Annotated in this window: 17 protein-coding genes, 1 riboswitch and 1 other annotated feature; of the genes, 8 read left to right on the forward strand and 9 right to left on the reverse strand. The window is 40.3% G+C overall.

Going from position 1 to position 19,741, the window contains the following annotated elements:
• Window positions 1-3 precede the first annotated feature (3 nt).
• A complete protein-coding gene (locus tag J7J00_RS04630) occupies window positions 4-660 on the reverse strand; it encodes a GntR family transcriptional regulator (protein WP_286201170.1) in 657 nt (218 codons plus the stop codon).
• A gap of 377 nt (window positions 661-1,037) precedes the next feature.
• On the opposite strand from J7J00_RS04630, the gene J7J00_RS04635 reads away from it, so the two are divergent.
• The gene (locus J7J00_RS04635; RefSeq protein ID WP_214787944.1) at window positions 1,038-2,450 is read left to right on the forward strand and encodes a purine-cytosine permease family protein; all 1,413 of its coding nucleotides are present in this window, start codon (window positions 1,038-1,040) and stop codon (window positions 2,448-2,450) included.
• Window positions 2,451-2,774: 324 nt separating this feature from the next.
• Here the strand turns inward: J7J00_RS04635 and hmpA are convergent, their stop codons facing one another.
• Both hmpA and J7J00_RS04645 read right to left on the reverse strand, forming a co-directional pair.
• A complete protein-coding gene (gene hmpA, locus J7J00_RS04640; RefSeq protein ID WP_214787947.1) occupies window positions 2,775-3,995 on the reverse strand; it encodes an NO-inducible flavohemoprotein in 1,221 nt (406 codons plus the stop codon).
• A gap of 294 nt (window positions 3,996-4,289) precedes the next feature.
• On the reverse strand, window positions 4,290-5,273 hold the full coding sequence (locus J7J00_RS04645) for a ketoacyl-ACP synthase III (protein WP_214787951.1): 984 nt from the start codon (window positions 5,271-5,273) through the stop codon (window positions 4,290-4,292).
• A 320-nt stretch (window positions 5,274-5,593) separates the two neighbouring features.
• Here J7J00_RS04645 and J7J00_RS04650 point away from each other — a divergent pair, with 320 nt between their 5' ends.
• The gene (locus J7J00_RS04650) at window positions 5,594-6,124 is read left to right on the forward strand and encodes an NAD(P)H-dependent oxidoreductase (protein ID WP_214787953.1); all 531 of its coding nucleotides are present in this window, start codon (window positions 5,594-5,596) and stop codon (window positions 6,122-6,124) included.
• Between the two features lie 72 nt (window positions 6,125-6,196).
• Here the strand turns inward: J7J00_RS04650 and J7J00_RS04655 are convergent, their stop codons facing one another.
• The 6 genes from J7J00_RS04655 to J7J00_RS04680 all read right to left on the reverse strand — a co-directional run bounded on the left by J7J00_RS04655 (window position 6,197) and on the right by J7J00_RS04680 (window position 14,311).
• Entirely contained in the window at window positions 6,197-6,556 is a 360-nt protein-coding gene (locus tag J7J00_RS04655) for a winged helix-turn-helix transcriptional regulator (protein WP_214787956.1), read from the reverse strand.
• 346 nt (window positions 6,557-6,902) lie between these two features.
• Window positions 6,903-7,907: an ABC transporter permease gene (locus J7J00_RS04660; RefSeq protein ID WP_214787959.1), complete on the reverse strand. Its 1,005-nt coding sequence runs from the start codon at window positions 7,905-7,907 to the stop codon at window positions 6,903-6,905.
• 1 nt (window position 7,908) lies between these two features.
• Window positions 7,909-9,411: a sugar ABC transporter ATP-binding protein gene (locus J7J00_RS04665; protein ID WP_214787962.1), complete on the reverse strand. Its 1,503-nt coding sequence runs from the start codon at window positions 9,409-9,411 to the stop codon at window positions 7,909-7,911.
• Between the two features lie 57 nt (window positions 9,412-9,468).
• Window positions 9,469-10,581 carry a sugar ABC transporter substrate-binding protein gene (locus J7J00_RS04670; protein WP_214787978.1) on the reverse strand — a complete coding sequence of 371 codons (1,113 nt, stop codon included), beginning with the start codon at window positions 10,579-10,581 and terminating at the stop codon, window positions 9,469-9,471.
• 116 nt (window positions 10,582-10,697) lie between these two features.
• A riboswitch (SAM riboswitch) is annotated at window positions 10,698-10,803 on the reverse strand.
• A gap of 95 nt (window positions 10,804-10,898) precedes the next feature.
• A complete protein-coding gene (locus tag J7J00_RS04675) occupies window positions 10,899-13,640 on the reverse strand; it encodes a GTPase domain-containing protein (protein WP_286201171.1) in 2,742 nt (913 codons plus the stop codon).
• A gap of 497 nt (window positions 13,641-14,137) precedes the next feature.
• Window positions 14,138-14,311 (reverse strand): hypothetical protein, encoded by a 174-nt coding sequence (locus J7J00_RS04680; RefSeq protein ID WP_164468807.1) that lies wholly within the window; start codon window positions 14,309-14,311, stop codon window positions 14,138-14,140.
• A gap of 207 nt (window positions 14,312-14,518) precedes the next feature.
• Window positions 14,519-14,764 (forward strand) — a binding site (T-box leader).
• A 99-nt stretch (window positions 14,765-14,863) separates the two neighbouring features.
• On the opposite strand from J7J00_RS04680, the gene brnQ reads away from it, so the two are divergent.
• The 6 genes from brnQ (at window position 14,864) to J7J00_RS04710 (ending at window position 19,720) form a co-directional block, all read left to right on the forward strand.
• Entirely contained in the window at window positions 14,864-16,195 is a 1,332-nt protein-coding gene (gene brnQ / locus J7J00_RS04685) for a branched-chain amino acid transport system II carrier protein (RefSeq protein ID WP_214787981.1), read from the forward strand.
• Window positions 16,196-16,317: 122 nt separating this feature from the next.
• Window positions 16,318-17,250, forward strand: a complete 933-nt coding sequence (locus J7J00_RS04690; protein WP_144527863.1) for an aldo/keto reductase — start codon at window positions 16,318-16,320, stop codon at window positions 17,248-17,250.
• A 163-nt stretch (window positions 17,251-17,413) separates the two neighbouring features.
• A complete protein-coding gene (locus tag J7J00_RS04695) occupies window positions 17,414-18,280 on the forward strand; it encodes a DMT family transporter (protein ID WP_214787984.1) in 867 nt (288 codons plus the stop codon).
• 147 nt (window positions 18,281-18,427) lie between these two features.
• Window positions 18,428-19,135: a 23S rRNA pseudouridine(2604) synthase RluF gene (gene rluF / locus J7J00_RS04700; RefSeq protein WP_214787987.1), complete on the forward strand. Its 708-nt coding sequence runs from the start codon at window positions 18,428-18,430 to the stop codon at window positions 19,133-19,135.
• Between the two features lie 100 nt (window positions 19,136-19,235).
• Window positions 19,236-19,484 carry a hypothetical protein gene (locus J7J00_RS04705; RefSeq protein WP_214787990.1) on the forward strand — a complete coding sequence of 83 codons (249 nt, stop codon included), beginning with the start codon at window positions 19,236-19,238 and terminating at the stop codon, window positions 19,482-19,484.
• Window positions 19,481-19,720: a hypothetical protein gene (locus J7J00_RS04710; protein ID WP_214787993.1), complete on the forward strand. Its 240-nt coding sequence runs from the start codon at window positions 19,481-19,483 to the stop codon at window positions 19,718-19,720. Before J7J00_RS04705 ends, J7J00_RS04710 begins: the two co-directional genes overlap by 4 nt.
• Window positions 19,721-19,741: the final 21 nt, after the last annotated feature.

Raw genomic sequence — 19,741 nt, forward strand, 5'->3', positions numbered from 1 at the left:
ATATCACTTTTTTTGACCAAGTTTTTTTGCTATGTCCATCTTAAGCTGCATTCCACTTGCTTTTACATGCTCTCGCATTGCCTTCTCCGCTTCCTCCCGATTGCCTTTTTCTATGGCTATCAAGACCGCCTGATGTTCCTTTAGTGATCTCTCACGGCGAACCGGATCTTCAATGGTTAAAAAGACATACTGTCTATAAGGTATTTGATTGAGCAGCAAATTCAGCATGTAACTTAATTTAGAGTTATTGGCGCCTTCTTGAATGACTGAATGAAAAACATCATTAGCCTCGACATATAGCTTTTTATCCGAAGTTTGTATAGCAATTTCCATGTCGGACACCGCTTGCTTAAGTTTATTAATGTCTTCAGCACCGCCGCTTTCTGCAAGCAAACCCGCTGCAAGCCCTTCCATTACTTCCTTTAAAGTAAATAACTCATTTAGTTCCTTTTCAGTTGGCTTGGTCACACACGTTCCAACTCTTGGAATGATCTCGACTAGCCCTTCTCTTTCTAACTGTTTAAATGCTTCCCTAATAGGGGTTCTGCTAACTTTGTAATATTCAGATAAAACAGTTTCCGATAATTTTTGTCCTGGTTCATATTCTCCAGTTACTATTGATTCGCGTATGGCGTTCGTAACCTGAGCCGTAATCCCCAACGTTAAGATAGCTGTAATGAAAAGCCCCTCCTTCTAAAAGTTTGTACCATGTACCATGCAAGCTCTTGATAAGTGCAATTATAGGTCATGTTAAATAGACTGTCAATTCAAAAAATATAAAATTTTATTTTTTATTCGTAGATACACTGTTCCATAATTTTCAAACAAGAGTTTCATATTCTCAATCTTTCAATCTAATAATTAATCTGATTTATTGAAATTTACTAGATGAATGAACTGATCATTTAGGGTAATTCCCTAAAAAATTATTTTTTCTGAAAATATTGACATCTGTATACGCTTACAATTATAGTGATTCTATAAAATAAGCTTGCATGGTACATGGTAGTATACCGAATTTGATAGGGGGTAAATTGATGAAAGTTGAAACTCGCAGTATAGAATATATTCCGGCAGATGAACGTCATGGCAAGGCCCGTGATTTATTTCCAATTTGGTTTGGGGCAAACATGCATATTACCACCCTTGTGACTGGGGCATTGCCCATTACATTAGGTCTTAATTTATTTTGGAGTCTGGCTGCAATAATTGTCGGTACCTTATTAGGCGCCATTTTCATGGCCTCCCATTCAGCTCAAGGACCTCAGCTCGGAATTCCGCAAATGATCCAAAGCCGAGCTCAATTTGGTGTAATCGGAGCCATTTTCCCCTTGTTTCTCGTTATGTTTGTCTATTTAGGTTTCTTTGCCAGCAGCGGTTTGCTTGCAGCGCAAACCTTAAGCAGCTTAACAAAAATCGACCAAACATGGAGCATAATACTGTTAAATGTACTTTGTTTCGTGGCCACCATTTATGGCTATAACTTAATTCATAAAATGCAAAAATTATTGTCCTGGGCGTCTCTCTGTATTTATATTGTAGCTACATATATAGTCTTCCAATTGCAAGTTCCGGCAGGTAGTTGGGCAATGGGGAATTTGGATTTACCAGTGTTTTTGCTGGCGGTCAGTATGGTTGCTACTTGGCAATTGGCATATGCCCCCTACGTTGCAGACTATTCTCGCTATCTACCGATAACCACACCCACTGCCCATACATTTTGGTATAGTTACGCTGGCACAGTCATCGGGACTATATGGATGATGACATTAGGCGCAACCTTAACCATAGCCATTCCTAACTTCCTTGATCACTCTGGCGGTAATTTGGCCAGCCTGTTTGGAAATTTTGCTTTAATCATGTTCTTTATAATCATCTTTGGACAGCTTGCTATAAATGTCTTTAACCTATATGGGGCATTCATGGCAACGATAACGACAATTGAACCGTTCATTAAATTAAAGGTCACACCGAAAGTTAGAATAGGAATGATATTCTGTGTAACAGTTGCAGGAACCGTATTGTGCTTACTGGGTCAGAGTAATTTTCTATCCTTTTTCTTGAATTTCATCTTTTTTATTAGTTATTTTTTAATTCCCTGGACATCCATTAATCTTGTTGATTATTATTTGCTGCGACATGGCCGTTACAATGTAAAAGATATTTTTGATGTGAACGGTCAATATGGGAAAATAAATTGGATTACCTGTATGGCATTTCTTGTATCAATCTTGGCGGAAATCCCTTTTATAAATACATCATTCTATGTAGGACCGATAGCCAAGGTCTTTGAAGGGGCAGATATCGCTTGGATTATTGGTTTAGTTGTCCCAGCTGTCTTGTATTACTTCCCAATGAGAAAAAAGTTGAATATCGCTGAAAATGCAATAAATAAACAAGAGAATGGTTCGATAGAGAATACAGACGCTTCCGAGAAAAATGTTAAGTAACTTAATTTCAAGTGTCGGATAACAGAGAACCCTAAAATGAACTGCACCCCAATCGTTAGTCACCAACTAACAATTTGAGGTGCAGTTTTTTTACTTTATACCATTAAGGAAAAAAAAACCTAAATCTATTGCACAAAAAAGACATGAAGCATCTCAACAAGAACTAGAAGAATATTTCCATTACTAAAATCATCAACGAATCAAGATAAAATTAAAAGGCATGAGCCCGGTAGATTACCAGGTTCATGTCCTCAAGGCTGCAAGTGCCTAACTTTTTGGGTTCACTTCAATGAAAGACCCTTTTTATTCACAAATTTAGTTTACTTATTTTTCTCCTAAAATAGCGAGTGGACTAAATACTTCATAATGAATATGGTCTTTCGATACACTCCATTTATTCAAGGCCTCATTGATTGCTTCCATAAAAGGAATAGGTCCGCAGAAATAAAAATTAGCTTCTTTTGATGGAACGATAGATTGCAGGAAGTCTAAACCCACGTATCCTTCTTTATCAAAATGTCCAGAGGCTCGATCGGCTTCTGTTGGTGCACCATAGACTACATATGATTTTATATGTTGGTGTTCATTCACTATTTGTTGCAGATGATCTTTAAAAGCATGTGTTTGACTATTGCTTGTTGCATGGATAAACGTAACCTGACGTTGTGGTTGCTTTTCTATAATGGTATTTAACATGCTAAGCAAAGGTGTAATTCCAATACCCCCACTAATTAGAACAACGGGTAATTCGGTGTTATCCAGTTCGAAGTCACCTGCAGGAGCAGAAAATTGCAGCGTATCTCCAACTTGCAGCTGTTTATGCAAATAGTTAGATACAATTCCAGATGGGGCATCTCCATGGGCATCTTCACGTTTAACACTAATTCGGTAGTAATCCTTACCAGGTGAATCCGAAAGACTGTAATGGCGTATGTGCGTATATTTCTCGCCAGGAATTTCAGCCTTAAGTGTTAAGTATTGCCCAGCATGATAGGAGGCAATGGGTTTTCCGTCTGTAGGCTTTAGATAAAAGGAGGTTACCACATCACTTTCTTTTATCTTTTTATCGATATTGAAGTTTCGATATCCTTCCCATCCACCAGGCTGATGTTCTGTTTCCTCATAAAGGTTTTTTTCAATATCAATAAAGGCATCGGCAATATAGCCATAGGCCTTTCCCCATGCCTCTATGATTTCATCTGTGGCTGTGTCACCCAACACATCTTTAACTGCTTGAAGCAACGTTTCACCTACAACCGGATACTGTTCAGGCTTGACCCCTATGGCACGATGTTTCTCAGTAACTCTTTTAATTACCGGTTTTATCGCTTCAAGGTTCGAAATATGTTCACCTGCAGCATAGACAGCATACCCCAAGGCCTCCTGTTGGATTCCTCTTTTTTGGTTCGTTTGGTTAAAAAGGTTATACAAATCAGGAGCTTTTGAAAATAGTATTTCATAAAATCTCTTTCCTATTGGTTTACTATGTTCCTTTAGAACAGGTGCTGTTGATTGAACGATTTCTATGGTCTTAGCATCAAGCATGTTAAAATTTCCTCCTCAAATCCCAGGGATATTTACTGTAAATAGCATTCCCACTACATATAGGAGTAAACATGATATTTTGGCCCTTTTCACTGTTCACTTATCACTAACCAACCCAAACTTCTTACTAAAGACGACTTCCGCCCATTTGGAGATTTTGAAATCCCTTAAGATAAGTCAAAGACACCATACCTATTAGTACGGTGTCTTTTGTTATTTTAGTATCCTAGTTAACTTAAACTGACCCTTTATATCAATAAGAACAAAGCGGCTGATCAGTAGCAGAAAAAAGTGTTATAGGGTCCAATTGATAAGCAATCCTGCTTGTGCTAACCCACCACCGAAACCATATAATAAAATCTTCTCACCATTATTGAGCTTTCCTTCACTTACTCCTTGATCTAAAGCTAATGGTATGGTTGCTGAAGAAGTATTTCCATACTCCACTAAGCTATATAAAGTACGCTCAATTGGAAAGCCACTTCTATCACATATTGACTCAATCATTCTTAAATTTGCACTATGCGGAACGAACCAATCAACATCATTCAAATGAAAATCAGTATTTTTCATCACAGTTTGCATTCCTTTTGGAACAGTAGTAACAGCCCATTTATAAACCTCACGTCCATTTTGAACAAGGTTACCACTATTATTCAAGTCTTCACCATTTATACGTGTCGATAGGTTTGTACTATATAAATTTTTTCCGCCTTCTCCTTCCGAATATAAATGTGAAGAAATAAAACTTGGCTGTTTTTCATCATATTCTACAAGAACTGCTCCTCCACCATCTCCAAATAAAATACAAGTGGCTCGATCCTCATAGTCCATAATTTTAGATAAAGTATCAGCTCCAATAACAAGAACTTTCTTATTTAAACCAGATGTTACTAATCCATTAGCTACATGCAACCCATAAGTAAATCCTGCACAAGCTGCGTTTAAATCAATAGCTCCAGTATTCTTAATACCTAGCTTTGCTTGGACTAAAGAAGCTACACTTGGAGTGTTAAAATCAGGTGTAAAGGTACAGACAATAATCATATCAACATCTTCGACAGATTTATCATACCGTTCCATTAAATCCTTTACAGCTTTATAACTTATATCACTAGTAAACTCTTCTTCATGTGCAATTCTTCGCTCTTTAATACCAGTACGTTTAACAATCCATTCATCATTGGTTTCAACCATTCTCTCTAAGTCCTTATTTGTTAACCTTTTTTCTGGAACATAAGAACCTATCGCAGTAATACGTGCTTTGGATTTGAACATAAAATAACCACCTCGTGTTATGAATTGCATCAATTTTATAACTGATATTAATACCTGGTACTAATTATAAAGTAAAAAAAATCTTATGCAACTACCGGTCACTTTAGACCAAAAGGAAAAGAGCTGAACGACAAAGAACGAGGTCCTTGCTCACCCCCCCAGTAAAAAGAAATCCATTCATTCTTTTCTAATCTCTTTAAAGACTTATACCTGATTTAACACTCTCCTTTAGGTAAGTACCTATACTAAAAGTGCATACTTACGTACTTGCAGAGTGCACTTTATACTTAAGATAAATAATAATTAAGGAGGAGAAATCTTTGAAAACTCTTGTTATCGTATCACACCCAAGTCTAGAAACATCCGTAATAAATAAGCGATGGGTAGAAGAGCTCAGGAAGTATCCGGAAAAGTATACAGTACACGAATTGAATAAGGTTTACCCTGACGGAAACATTAATGCGGAAAAAGAACAGCAATTAATCGAATCACATAGTAATCTTGTTTTACAGTTCCCTTTTTATTGGTTTAATTGTCCGCCTCTCCTAAAAAGATGGCTTGACGATGTTTTTACTTATGGATGGGCTTATGGTTCAAATGGAGGCGATAAATTAAAGAATCGCAAAGCTGCTTTAGCTGTATCTGCCGGAATTAACAAAGTTGATTTTAGTGAAGAGGGAAGATATCGCTATACACTTGAACATTTATTATCTCCCTTTGAAACTACCTTCCTATACTGCAATGCAGATTATCGTTCATTCTTTGCGTTTTATGGTGCTGAAAATGAGCCGTCCGCAAGCGAATTGGAAAATAGTGCACAAGATTATTTGAATTTTGTCGACAACCTTTAATAGGCAGTTTCATTAAAGAAGTATTTCCTTGTTAGGGAAATACTTCTTTTGAATTAATCAAAATAGCTACACCTACGGCTGTACAGTCTCCTGAGCTGGCAAACTGTTTTTTTCTCCCCACTCGCACATCAAATTTAATAATGGAATGAGAGATAAACCACGTTCAGATAATGAATATTCTACTTTTGGGGGTATTTGGGGAAATTCCTTGCGTATGATAAGGCCGTCTGCCTCCAACTCTTTTAACATGATGCTTAGTGTTTTAAAGGAAATGGTACCGATACTTCGCTTCAGCTGATTATGCCGCATAACCTTATTTTCAGACAGCCAATACATTATGATCATTTTATATTTACCGCCTATTAAGGACAACGTATATCCAAAGCCAGTGTCATTTGGTTTCACGCCAGTCGGAACACAGGTTTCACGCATAAGTTTACACTCTCCTTTAGATAAGTAGGATATGAATGTTCATACTTTACAATAGATCATTATCAATTTTATTAAAAGGTAAAGTAAGTTCCCTATAAAAATTTACTTTTTGTGGTCACTGTTTATACTCCAACAATGAGGGAGCAAAAGGTCCTCCTGCCCCCATTTTAGCGAAAGTAAAAAGAGTTCATTATTATTAAGTAAAATGATGAAGTTACGTAAATTTATATCCATGACCCGTCCCTTTTAAAAAAGGAAAGATCCTGTTGCATATCCAACAGGATCTTTATCAATAATCAACAATCCCAATGATAGTTTTCTTGTAGATTAACGTAACGAATTCATTTTAGTGTTTTTGTTTGTAATAGGTTACCGCGAGCGCAAGGGCCAGCACTGTTCCTTTGACGATATCCATCGCATAATACGGAACGGACATCATGATCAAACCATTTTGAAGGATTCCGATCAGGACTGCACCGACAAAGGTTCCAAATGCATTCGGTTTTCCCGCTCCTAAAACGGAGGAACCAATGAAGGCTGCTGCAACGGCATCCATTAAATAGGGGGACCCTGAATTGATTTCCGATGTCATGACCCTTGAAGCTAGGACAATCCCCCCGATTGCAGCTAATAGAGCTGAAAGCAGATAGGCAAGGATTTTGTATTTATTAACCGATATCCCGGAAAGTCTCGCCGCTTCCTTATTTCCCCCAATAATGTACATATAACGACCGTGCTTCGTATAAGTCAAAAAGATATGGGTCGCAATCACAATGACTGCCATGATCAGGATTATCCATGGTACCTGGCCAATTTTGGCGAAAAATGGGCTGATCAGTCCTGTTGCGAATGTCCCGTCGGGCATGACCATATTTTGCGAAACCGTTGCCCCTTTTGTATAAGTAAGGGCAATTCCCTGGATAATGAACATGGTAGCCAATGTCATCAGCATGTCGGGAATTCTCAATTTAACGATCATGAATGAATTCAAAGCTCCTACGACAAGTGAGGCGCCGATCGCAGCAAATATGGCGATTAATGTATCCTGCGAAAACCAGACAAACATTGATATGACGATGGCATTGGCCAATGATGCGACGGAGCCGACGGAAAGGTCGAAGCCATCCACGGTCAGGGATATCGTAATGCCGATCGCAATGATGGTCACGATTGAAATGGAACGCAGGATGTTGATCAGATTATTCGTTTGAATGAAAGATGGATTGGACACGGCAAAAATTCCAATCAGAATGATAATCGTCAATATTGTGCCGTATTTATAGAAAAAGTCGAATAGTTCCAGCTTCTTCTTCGCTTTCGCTGTCTGTGTAACAGGAATGGGTATGCTCATCCTATTTTCCTCCTGTTGAATAGAATAGTAGTTCTTCTTCATTCGTTTTGCTCGTTTCTAATTCGATGACAGTGCTCCCGTCATATAACACATATGTCCGGTTGGTAATGCCAATGATTTCGGAAAGCTCGGATGATGCATAAATGATCGCTTTCCCATTCCTTGCAAGCTTTGCAATCAATTCGAATATATCCTTCTTGGCTCCAACATCGACCCCTTTCGTTGGTTCATCGAATATGTATACATCCGCATCGGCCATAAGCCATTTTCCGATGGCAACTTTTTGCTGGTTACCACCTGAAAGGTTTTCGACATTCGCTTCCCCTGAAGGAGTTTTAATGCCGAGACTTGCGATCATTTCCTTCGCCTTTTCCTTTTCCGCCTTACGATCCACGAAGCTGAACGTCTTGCAGAATTTGCCGAGACTGGCTGCGGTCAAGTTCGCCGAGACTGATTCCTGAACGAGGACCCCTTCTTTCCTGCGTTCCTCAGGTACAAGTGCCAGACCGCTTTTTACTGCTTCGTGCGGTGATTTCAAAGAAAGCCTTCGACCATTCAGGATTACTTCCCCCGCTGTGATCGAAGTATGACCGAAAAGGGTTTTACAGAGTTCCGTTTTTCCCGCCCCGACTAACCCTGCCAAGCCGATTATCTCGCCTGCTTTAATATTCAGACTGACATTCCTGACTTTCTCGGTATCTGACAATCCGTTCACTTCCAGAATGACGTCTCCAATCGAAGCATTGACTTCTGGAAACTGGTCATCCATGGCTTTACCGAGCATATTCTCTACCACTTCGTTACGGGTTATGTCCCCCTTCTTTCGACAAGTGACACGCTCCCCATTCCTCATGATCGTAATTTCCTCACAGATTTCAAAAATCTCAGGCAGACGATGTGAAATGAAAATGATTCCCACGCCTTTTTGCTTTAATTCATTTACAATTCGAAAAAGTTCTGTCGTCTCCGTATGACTTAACGGAGCAGTTGGCTCGTCGAGAATAAGGAATTTGCATTCTGTCGAAACGGCTCTTGCTATCAGGACCATCTGTTTTTCTGCCAAGGTAAGGTCTCTTACCAGCTTTTTCGAAGGGACACGAATGTTCATATCTTCAAGAATATGAGAGGCTTGTTTGTGCAGCTCTTTCCATTGGACCCTCTGTTTTTTTCCCATGTTTTGGACCATATCATTCAACATTACATTTTCCCCAACCGTTAAGTAAGGGATGAGGGCTGTATCCACTTCCTGATAAACAATTTGAATGCCTTGTTCCTGAGCCGCTTTTGGCGAGCGGATATCCCGCCTCATCCCATCAATAAAAATGTCACCTGAATAATGAACATCGGCTCCCGATAAAACTTTCATTAACGTCGATTTCCCTGCTCCGTTTGCACCGACCAATGCGTGGGCTGTCCCTGATTGTACGGAAAAATCAACTTCACTCAGCGCCTTCACCCCCGGAAATTCAATCGAAATCTTCTTCATTTCTAGTTGCGTGCCCATGTCCATTCCCCCTTATTGAACAGACACCCCCTTCACTGGAAAGAGAGTGTCTCTTTTTTACTTTTTATAATGATCCTTCAAAACTTTCATCCAATCTTCTTCAAATTCCGTGGAGGCACCCCATCCATCGACAATACCAGACAGATTTGCCATGTTTACCGCTTCTTTTGAAGCTTGGATCTGCTTTTGTGAAATAAGTGAAGCCTCTAAGTCATAGGTTTGCGGCGTATCTTCGCCCGCCAATTTTTTAGCCAATATCCTCATATTCACTGCACCGATCAACTTGGGATCGACTGCTGCCGTGTAGGACCATGAGCTATCAGCCGATTGGATTTCCTGGAGATCTGCGTTAGATACATCAATACCATATATCTTCACTTCATCTCGGCCCGCTTCTTTAATTGCCCGGGCTGCACCGATGGCAAAGGCATCCCATGTTGCGAAAATGGCATCCAATTTACCTTTAGGGTATTTATTCAGCATTGCGGCTACAGCATTTTGTGTCTGAACCGAAGTATCGGCAGATGCCACTCCGAATCTTTCGACTTCTTTAATCCCAGGATTTTCTTTTAGTTTTTCCTGATAGACTGCATTTCTTCTTACCATTGGTGGGAAACCATCCACCCAAAGATATGCAATTGCCGCTTCACCTTTCTGCTCTTTTATCAGTTTATCAAAAGCCAGGGTTGCCAACGCTTCATCATCCTGTGAAGTTAATGTCACACCATCTATTTTAGATAGATCGCTTATTGAATCGAACGTGACAACGCTTTTACCTGCATCAACCAACTTTTGAACGTCATTCACAGTTGCTGCATCATCACCATGGGAAATGATATAGCCGTCGTAATCTTCCTCCAAAGCCTGCGCTATCGCATCATGAAATTTAGCCGTATCACCATTGGCTGTATATGTATCCACTTGAAATCCCAGTGCTTCTCCTTCTTCCTTCGCCCCCGCCAAGTATTGGGCCGTATGATCATCACCGCCAATTTTACGGATCACTTTGATCTTGGCACCATCCCCATCTGCAAATCTTTCCGGTACATTTTCAAATGATACTTTTTCTTCTTTCTTCGATTCTGTGGAACTCTCCCCAGTAGAGCAACCCGTTAAAAGCAAAGCTGAAGCGATGGCTGAAATACATATCCCTTTAATAGACCTTCTCATCTTGTTTTCCCTCCATGTTTTCTAATTAGTCTTATCAGTTAAGTCGGTGTAAATCCCAAAATAAAAACCTCTCTAATATAGAGAGGTTTAATCGGCTGTTTTGCAGACTTGTCCCTCTCTTATCTGTCAAAACATTTCTGTTTTGCAGGATTTAGCACCAATTCCTAATGGAACGGTTGCTGGGCATCTTAGGGCCAGTCCCTCCGCCACTCTTGATAAGAGATATATTGTGTTACGTTTTCGTAATTATCACTTTATAGGGATATAGTCGTAAAGTCAATAGATTTTTGAATATTTGAAATGTTCCCCGTTATTTTTTATTTCCTTTGAAGCTGGGCTAGACGCTTTTTCTCGATTTTATCAAGCCTCTCCAACTGCCTTAATTTCACTTCAAACAAAGTGATCGGGTCACGGTAAACTTCCGGATTTTCTTTCATATGCTCCAATGCAGCCTGGAAGTCTTTTATCTCGGTCTGCGTTTGTTCAATCGTTTTTTGAAGTAAGGCAAATGAACTGCGATAGAAAAGTGCGATGTCCCGATCCAAAGATTTTTCAAACAATCCAAATTGGGTAAGGAAACGTTCCGTGATCATTTCCGCAACATCCAAGTAATCTTCACTTTCCAGATATTTCTTATAACGATTGTACATATTGGCTTTATTTTGCGGTATCGCCCCAAACAGCTTCCCTGCTCCTTTAAGCAGCAATTGTGATGGAGTCCTGCGCAAAAGGATATTAACGTTTTCGATGCGGATACTACTTGTCATCCGATCGGCATCACGGCGCCAGTCATCCAATACCCTGAAGTCACCAGCAAGCGTAATCCGTTCTTCTTTGTATAATTCATTGAATCCGGCACTCATCTCATCCATAAACTGCTGGCTTTGTGAGAACTCCATTTGGGAACTGGCAATCCAGTCTTGAAGAGAACGGTAATATTGAGGCATGATCTTATCAGAAATGAAGTTTTGAATCCGCTCATTCATTTCTTGGTTTAACTGCACATGGACCTGACTGAAATCACTGCTTTCCGTTAATGATTTAGAGCAATCCCTCAGTAATTCAGGAATTTTAGAAGAAAGCTGATTTTTCACTTCATCCTTAAGCAGACGATACGACCTTATGATATTTTCACTTTTTTCTTTTTCCAAATCAGCCAGTTGATTGACCGCCCCATTCAGTTTGACTTCCATCTGTTCATTCCAAGAGATGGAATGCTCGCATTTCCGCTCATTGGCTGCCCGTTTTTCTAACAGATAAGATAAAGTTTTACGAATGAATGCAAGGATTTTTTCAGATCTTCTTTCCTTCCAATTATCCTCTTGATAATTCGATTGAAGGAAGGCTGAAAGGTCCTTCAATTGCTGCTTGCTATCATACAGTTTGGAGAAAGCGAATACTTTCGCATTCGGGAAATATGCATTCACTTTATCCCATGTTTCGTCTTCCATCCGGACTGCGACCTGATCACTGTATATCGTATCCATTTTATTTAATAAGAAATGAATTGGCAGTTTCGGAGCCATCATTTGAATTTCCAATAACAGATCCCGTTCGCTGCCGGTGAAAGGCGCCCGGGCGTCAAGAACGAACATCAGTCCATCACTGCCATGTAAATAGCCTTGGAAATCCGATTCCACGCTTTTTTCCCCATTGAACCCCGGTGTATCCAATAATCGCAGACCATTATTTCTTAGGTAGTCACTTATGATTGTCACATCAACAATAGTCCCGCGCTGGCGGCGTGTTTCATCTAATTCAGTTAGCTCCATGACAACCTTTCTATCTGTATCGGTAATTTCAAGGATTTCCAAATCATCCCCGTCTTTGACACTGACTAATGACGAATGATCTTCAGCGGCAATGCTCTCGCCAACAATTGACTGAATGAAGGATGTCTTGCCATTTCCTGTACTCCCTACAAGAAGAAGATTGAAATTATCGGTATCCTTAAGCCCCTCGACCATCCATTTAAGCTTATTGCCAACCATTAAATCATTATCTTCAGCCCACTGGATAATGGAATTGAACAGTTTCTCTCCCGCTTCCAGTCCGCCTCCTAATTTAGGCGATTTCGCCAACAGGCTTTCTGCATCCTGAATGACCAGCGCATTGATTGTATCCGGGAAGATTTCATTCCAGGACAACGCGGATGCCGCCGCAAACAGCGAGAGCTCCCCATCTGCGATTTTGAGCCAGTTTTCCAGTAACCTTGGCACGACAGGACTTAAATCTTTGATTAGGTGCGTTCCTTCTAAAAGACCTGCATATGCATCCCTGTAATAGACGGAAAGCTCATCCCATACATCAGCATGGTTCAATTCGATGGTATCTATCAAGTTATTAATCACTCTTAGCCATTCGAAATAAGAATCCGTATATTTATAATTTTTCCAAAGGGCAACCGTCACCTTTTCGAAACGTTCCTGGTCGAGTGTGTAAAGCGAACCAAGGACAGTTGAAAAATAATCCGGATCAATCGATTGGGCAACACCCTGCTGGATATACGTCTTCAGCACATCGAACCAGCCCACTGATTCTGTACGGATACTTTCATTAGCCGCTAATACCACTGCACTGTTCCAATCCTTTTGTTCTTCAAAAAAGGCGCGTGCGATTTCCGTGACATTCGGGTAATCCGGTTGAAACTCGACTGCTTCTTTCACGACTTTGGAAGCCAGGTCATTTCTCGATTCCACTATGTACAGCGAAAAAAGTTGCAAAAGAACCTCTGTTTTTAAGACCGCTTCATCCGTATTGACGGATTTATAGATATCCTCTGCGGTAGAGTACATTTCCAGTTCAAAGTAAGCATCAGCGATGTTTTTCTTCGCCCATGAACCAAGTTCCCCTTCTATGTTCTCCCATTTAAAAATGGCTGCTTCATAGTCATGATGCTGAAAATATACTTCTCCTTGAGCAAATCGAATTGCGGTTAAATCCGCTCTTTCCTTTTTTTGTTCCACGAGAAACATTTCACCCAAAGCTTGAATCGGATGCTTCCTTGTATCCTCAATCATCGTTTCAAAATATTTTTTTCCGATCAGCCGTTCGTCCATCTTTATTCCCCCGATATATTTCATATTTTCAATTAAAGGATAATCACTGATTCTATAAGCATTCTAGTAGACCTAACATTCAATCTATAGGTTCCTTTAGTTAAAAAGTCATTTACAAAACCTTAAAATATTATTTTAGCAAAACAATATGGTAACAACATGTCACCACTCTTACAATTTTAAAACAGAAACAAATGGAACTGTAATGTTTTTAATAAACCGATACAGAAATGTCATTTCCATATTCGAGAAAATATGTTTTTTCTAGTTTTACCACATATCAGATAGAGCTGGGCGAACCATTCTTTATACCTCTAAATTACCAGAAGCCCAGCCCTTCAACTACCTAAAAACGGTAATAAAAAATAATCACTTTACCTCGTCCATTACTAAATTCCCATTTTTTTCGTTCATATAAAAAAGCAGTACCCTCATTCATAAAAGGTAACTGCTCTCTGATAAGCTCCGAACAGTCGTTGTCCTTTGACAAATTAGGATTATACCCCTGTACGCTTACGTTGGTTATTCGGCTTTTTGGTCAACTGGCTTTTAAGCTGTTTCGTTTTCTTCACAACGCCTGTTTCCAATTTATCTTTACTTGATCCCGCTTGCTTTTGAGCCAGTTTTTGTTTGACTGCATCCGCCAGGCTTAATTTTTTATTTTCAGACATACTGTTGTCTCCTTTAGTGTTCTGCCTTCTATTATAATATAGTTGCGATTAGAAAGATAATAGGGAGTAATATCCTATTCTTCTTGAAAATATCCTCTGGATATAGGAAGTTTCGCCAATGGGGGACTAATTTCCTACTCCTTTAAAAGGATTAATGATAAATTATATTGACTTCATAATCAGAATTTGCTAAATTGTCTATATATTAAAAAATCTATGAAGAGAAAGAGTAAGATGAGAACCCTGTTCCACAGAGAGTCGACATGTGGTGGAAGTCGATGTCCAAGGCCTATCCGAAAATCATCTCTGAGATGCAAAGCTGAAAATGCAGTAGGCTTTGACGGGTTTCCGCCGTTACAATGGATCACGTATGAATACGTACGTTGACTGAGTGCCGCAGCTTTTTTTAGTGCGGAATATGGGTGGTAACGCGAGCACAAACTCGTCCCTGATTTTCAGGGGCGAGTTTTTTATTTGCACAAAACACTTTAATTAGCCTTTTTCAGGCCAGTCGGCGAGAGTTATCATTTTTAAAAAAAAGGAGAAATCACCATGAAAAAAACAGACACATTATTTATCGGCCTTATGCTTTTCTCAATGTTCTTCGGAGCGGGGAATCTCATATTCCCTCCATTTTTGGGCGCATCTTCAGGAACTTCCTTCTGGCCAGCCATTGCCGGTTTTGTTGTAACCGGAGTCGGCCTGCCAATTTTGGTGCTTCTTGCAGTCTCACTTGTTAAAGGCGGGGCACAAACTATCGGGGCCCGTGTACATCCTCTATTCAGCACGTTGTTCATGGTGGTCATCTATTTAAGCATCGGGCCTTTTCTGGCCATTCCAAGAAATGCGAATGTTGCCTATGAAATGGGCTTCAAGCCGTATTTGGGCGACTCAATGAATCAATCACTATTCCTATTCATTTTCACAACCATATTTTTCATCACGGCTTATGCCATTTCATTGAATCCAGAAAAAATGGAAACCTTCATGGGACGCTGGATTACACCCGTTCTACTTCTGTCCATGGTCATTCTCTGTGTCGTTGGGTTCGTAAAGCTTGATGCTCCATTCCAAGCCCCAACCGAAGCATATGCTGCAGGAGCATTTTCGAAAGGGTTCATTGAAGGTTACAACACGATGGATGCACTAGCTGCCTTGGCTTTTGGAATCGTCATCCTGACTTCAATCCAGCAAAGGGGGATTTCCGAACGAAAACAATTGACGAGATATACAGTAAAAGCTGGTCTCATCGCTGGTGTTTTGCTTTCTTTAGTGTATATCTCATTAGGTGTAATGGGAGCACGCATGGCAGCCGATGGATCCTTCGAAAACGGAACGGATATCCTTACTGTCGCATCCACCCTTTTACTTGGAACTGGCGGGAAGGTCCTTCTCGGCATCATTTTCACTTTAGCATGCTTCACCACCGTCGTCGGGTTGACGACTGCTTGCGGACAGTATTTCTCGAAACTTTTCCCCAAGCTGAACTATAAAACCGTCATTCTGATTGTAACAATCGTCGGTTTCATCCTTTCAAATATGGGTCTGAATCAAATTTTAAAAGTATCTGTACCATTCCTTGTGATGGCTTATCCGTTAACCATCGTCCTGATTGTCCTGACATTCTTCAGCCGTCATTTCAAAAACCCGAAGAAGGTTTATCGCAGTGCAATGATTTTCACAGGAGTTTTCGCCTTGATGGATGGACTGAATGCTTTCGGCTTAGAATTAGGACCCGTGCAAACGTTGAGTGTTGTCCTTCCCCTTTCTGCCTACGGAATGGAGTGGATCATCCCCGCTCTCGTCGGTACAGCCTTTGGTTTGCTTCTCAGTCAATTTGGACAAACGGCTCGAGCTGAAGAGTTGGAAATCGAAACACTATAATAATGAAGTAAGCAGGTGATTTTACGGGTCATCTGCTTATTTTGTACACGCCTGCACTGCTTTATTTTGGAAATCGACATCCACTTTTTGTTATGATGGGGTCAAAGGAGATGATAAGTAATATGTCTAAGCAAACCCGTATTGGTAAAACAGATCTGTATGTAAATCCGATTGGCCTTGGCACGAATGCAATTGGCGGACATAACCTGTTCCCTAATCTAAGTGAGGATACAGGAAGGGATGTTTTGAGAACGGCATTGGAAGAGGGAATCAACTTTTGGGATACAGCTTACATTTACGGTCCTGAGCGTTCAGAAGAACTTATCGGTGAAATCCTTAAAGAGAGTCGCAAACGCGAGGACATAGTCCTTGCCACTAAAGGGGCACATAAATTTGCCGATGGCAACATCGTCTTTGATAACTCTCCGGCCTTTCTGAAAAATGCTGTGGAATCGAGTCTAAAAAGGCTCCAAACGGACTACATCGACTTATTCTATATCCATTTCCCTGATGAGGATACCCCTAAAGATGAAGCGGTAGGTGCCTTAAAGGAATTGAAGGATGCAGGCAAAATCAAGTCGATCGGCGTCTCGAACTTTTCGTTCGAACAATTAAAGGAAGCGAATAAAGACGGCTATGTCGATGTGTTGCAATCCGAGTACAATCTATTCAAACGGGAGGCAGAACAAGACCTGCTGCCATATACAGCTGAAAATAATATTTCCTTCATTCCTTATTTCCCCCTTGCTTCCGGTCTGCTCGGCGGCAAATATAATCAGGAATCAACATTCGAGGACGGCCGGGCAAAAAGTCCGCTTTTCCAAGGACAAGCCTTTGTAAGCAACCTGCAAAAAGTGGAAGAAGTCCGGGCGATTGCCAACAGGAAGCATACCGATGTCGCAGATGTCGTACTAGCTTGGTATTTAACTCGGCACTCGATAGATGTACTGATTCCCGGAGCGAAAAAGCCAGAACAGGTCACACGTAACTTACAAGCATTGGATGTCGATTTAACCATGGATGAAATTGCCGAAATCAGTGCCATTTTCGCTTAACATAAAAAGGCTGTTCAGCTCAAGTTGAACGGCCTTTTTTTATTTATCCTGCTCTGTGGTTCATCCTTGTATAAAAATTGACTACTAGGCTCGCTATATTGCTTAGGTACTCCGTTTTGATATATTTAGTGAATATTCCACCAATTAAGGAAGAGGCAGTCTGATGAAAAAATCTATTGTTATTTTATTTCTTATCTTGGCAAATTTGTTTTGGGCCGGCAATTACATTTTCGGAAAATACGTTGTGACCGAACTTTCCCCGATCCAACTAACATTTACGCGATGGCTAATAGCCGTTTTCTTATTGTTTCCTTTAGCCCAATGGATTGAAAAGCCAAATTGGAAGAGTGTATGGAAAGAATGGAGATTGCTGTTAGTCATGGGTGTGCTCGGAATCATCAGTTATAATTTTTTCCTTTATTGGGCTCTGACCTATACAACTTCCATGAATGCCGCTCTTGTCAATTCCATGAACCCTGCCTTAATTGTGCTTTTTTCCGCTTGGCTGTTAAAGGAGAAAATTTCATCCCTCCATGCACTCGGACTCATCATATCTTTATTCGGCGTTTTATTGGTCTTGACAAAAGGACACCTTCTGGATATTTTCCAGCTCACTTACAATAAAGGCGACTTATTGATGATCCTGGCGATTCTCGTTTGGACCTTTTATTCAATAATCGGTAAAAAACTGAAAGACATTCCGATCATCTCAGCCACTGCCGTTTCCGTATTTCTCGGTTTGATTCTCGTCGCTCCATTCGCCATTGGCTCGGGAATGAACCTTGATTTAAGCAGTGAAGCCGTCACGGGGCTCTTATATATTGGAATCTTCCCGTCTGTCGGTTCCTTTATTTTCTGGAATATTTCCCTTCGTCATATCAATGCTAGCCAGACTGGAATTTATCTAAATCTGATAGCTGTATTTACCGCCATTCTTAGCCTGATTTTGGGTCATACTATTACCATCGTCCAAATCCTGGGAGGTCTATTTGTCTTCAGTGGCGTCTACCTGACAAGCAAAAAGAAATAGGAATATCCGGCAGATTTCACGAAGAACATGTAAAGAACATTCAGTAATTCTCACCAACTATGCTTTCTTGTCTTTTCCCCTTGTCTATGCACCATGATTTACGTTATCCTTTAAAGAAGAAAATCTGAATGTAAAGGTGTGCTTTAGTTGAGGATCAATAAATATATCAGTGAATCCGGAATTACCTCGCGACGAGGCGCAGACAAATGGATAGCCGAGGGCCGTGTGACGATTAATGGAACTGTAGCTGAGCTCGGCAGTCAAGCTGAACCCGGTGATGATGTTCGTGTAGATGGCAAGCCGATAAAAGTGGAACAGCAAAATGTCTATATTGCACTGAATAAACCGATAGGGATTACAAGTACTACGGAAAAACACATAAAAGGGAATATCGTTGATTTTGTAAATCATCCGCTTCGCATTTTTCATATCGGACGGCTGGACAAAGACTCAAGCGGTCTGATCCTTCTTACAAATGATGGAGACATCGTAAACGAAATCCTTCGTGCAGAAAACAAACATGAAAAAGAATACATCGTAACCGTGGATAAACCACTTACCGCTTCCTTCATTAAAGATATGTCATCCGGAGTGGAGATTTTGGATACGAAAACACTCCCATGTAAGGTTGAACAGTTGACCAAATATACATTTAACATCACTTTGATGCAAGGACTGAACAGACAAATCCGCCGTATGTGCTCCGCACTTGGGTACGAAGTCCGTGATTTACATCGAATCCGGATCATGAACATCCATCTGGACAGACTGGCGATCGGACAATGGCGTGATCTAACCGAGGATGAATTGACGGAACTATTTAAGGAATTGGATTATACTCCAAGGCAAAGATGATAAAGAAGATGCCCCAGATTTCCGGGAGCATCTCTTTTTTATTTCAGAAGAATTTTCAGCAATAATTTGCTATTTTATTCTTATTTAGGTACTTTTACTCGTGAATTTCGCTCATTTACTCGTGAATTCAACTTTACTCGTGAGTTTCACGCTTTTACTCGTGAATTTTGCTGATTTACTCGTGAGTTTTGCACTTTTACTCGTGAATTCCACTTTACTCGTGAGTTTCACGCTTTTACTCGTGAATTTTGCTGATTTACTCGTGAGTTTTGCACTTTTACTCGTGAATTTTAAGCTTTTATTTGTGAATTTTGCACTTTTACTCGTGAATTTAAGCTTTTACTCGTGAATTTTGCACTTTTACTCGTGAATTTCACGCTTTTACTCGTGAATTCCACTTTACTCGTGAATTTTGCACTTTTACTCGTGAATTTTGCACTTTTACTCGTGAATTTCACGCTTTTACTCGTGAGTTTCACGCTTTTACTCGTGAGTTTCGCACTTTTACTCGTGAATTTTGCTCATTTACTCGTGAATTCCACTTTTTCACGAGTAAGGGCCAAAATAAAAAGCAACCTGCATTAGGCTGCTCGTTATGGGCTACAA

Origin of the sequence: Bacillus sp. ISL-4 (assembly GCF_018613275.1) — a bacterium.
Classification (GTDB): Bacteria; Bacillota; Bacilli; order Bacillales; family DSM-1321; genus Peribacillus; species Peribacillus simplex_E.

Excerpts from the sequence above, each read along its gene's own strand:
- J7J00_RS04635 (WP_214787944.1), top strand. The coding sequence starts at position 1,038 with ATGAAAGTTGAAACTCGCAGTATAGAATATATTCCGGCAGATGAACGT.
- hmpA (WP_214787947.1), bottom strand. The coding sequence starts at position 3,995 with ATGCTTGATGCTAAGACCATAGAAATCGTTCAATCAACAGCACCTGTT.
- J7J00_RS04645 (WP_214787951.1), bottom strand. The coding sequence starts at position 5,273 with ATGTTCAAATCCAAAGCACGTATTACTGCGATAGGTTCTTATGTTCCA.
- J7J00_RS04655 (WP_214787956.1), bottom strand. The coding sequence starts at position 6,556 with ATGCGTGAAACCTGTGTTCCGACTGGCGTGAAACCAAATGACACTGGC.
- J7J00_RS04660 (WP_214787959.1), bottom strand. The coding sequence starts at position 7,907 with ATGAGCATACCCATTCCTGTTACACAGACAGCGAAAGCGAAGAAGAAG.
- J7J00_RS04665 (WP_214787962.1), bottom strand. The coding sequence starts at position 9,411 with ATGGGCACGCAACTAGAAATGAAGAAGATTTCGATTGAATTTCCGGGG.
- J7J00_RS04670 (WP_214787978.1), bottom strand. The coding sequence starts at position 10,581 with ATGAGAAGGTCTATTAAAGGGATATGTATTTCAGCCATCGCTTCAGCT.
- J7J00_RS04675 (WP_286201171.1), bottom strand. The coding sequence starts at position 13,640 with ATGGACGAACGGCTGATCGGAAAAAAATATTTTGAAACGATGATTGAG.
- J7J00_RS04680 (WP_164468807.1), bottom strand. The coding sequence starts at position 14,311 with ATGTCTGAAAATAAAAAATTAAGCCTGGCGGATGCAGTCAAACAAAAA.
- brnQ (WP_214787981.1), top strand. The coding sequence starts at position 14,864 with ATGAAAAAAACAGACACATTATTTATCGGCCTTATGCTTTTCTCAATG.
- J7J00_RS04690 (WP_144527863.1), top strand. The coding sequence starts at position 16,318 with ATGTCTAAGCAAACCCGTATTGGTAAAACAGATCTGTATGTAAATCCG.
- J7J00_RS04695 (WP_214787984.1), top strand. The coding sequence starts at position 17,414 with ATGAAAAAATCTATTGTTATTTTATTTCTTATCTTGGCAAATTTGTTT.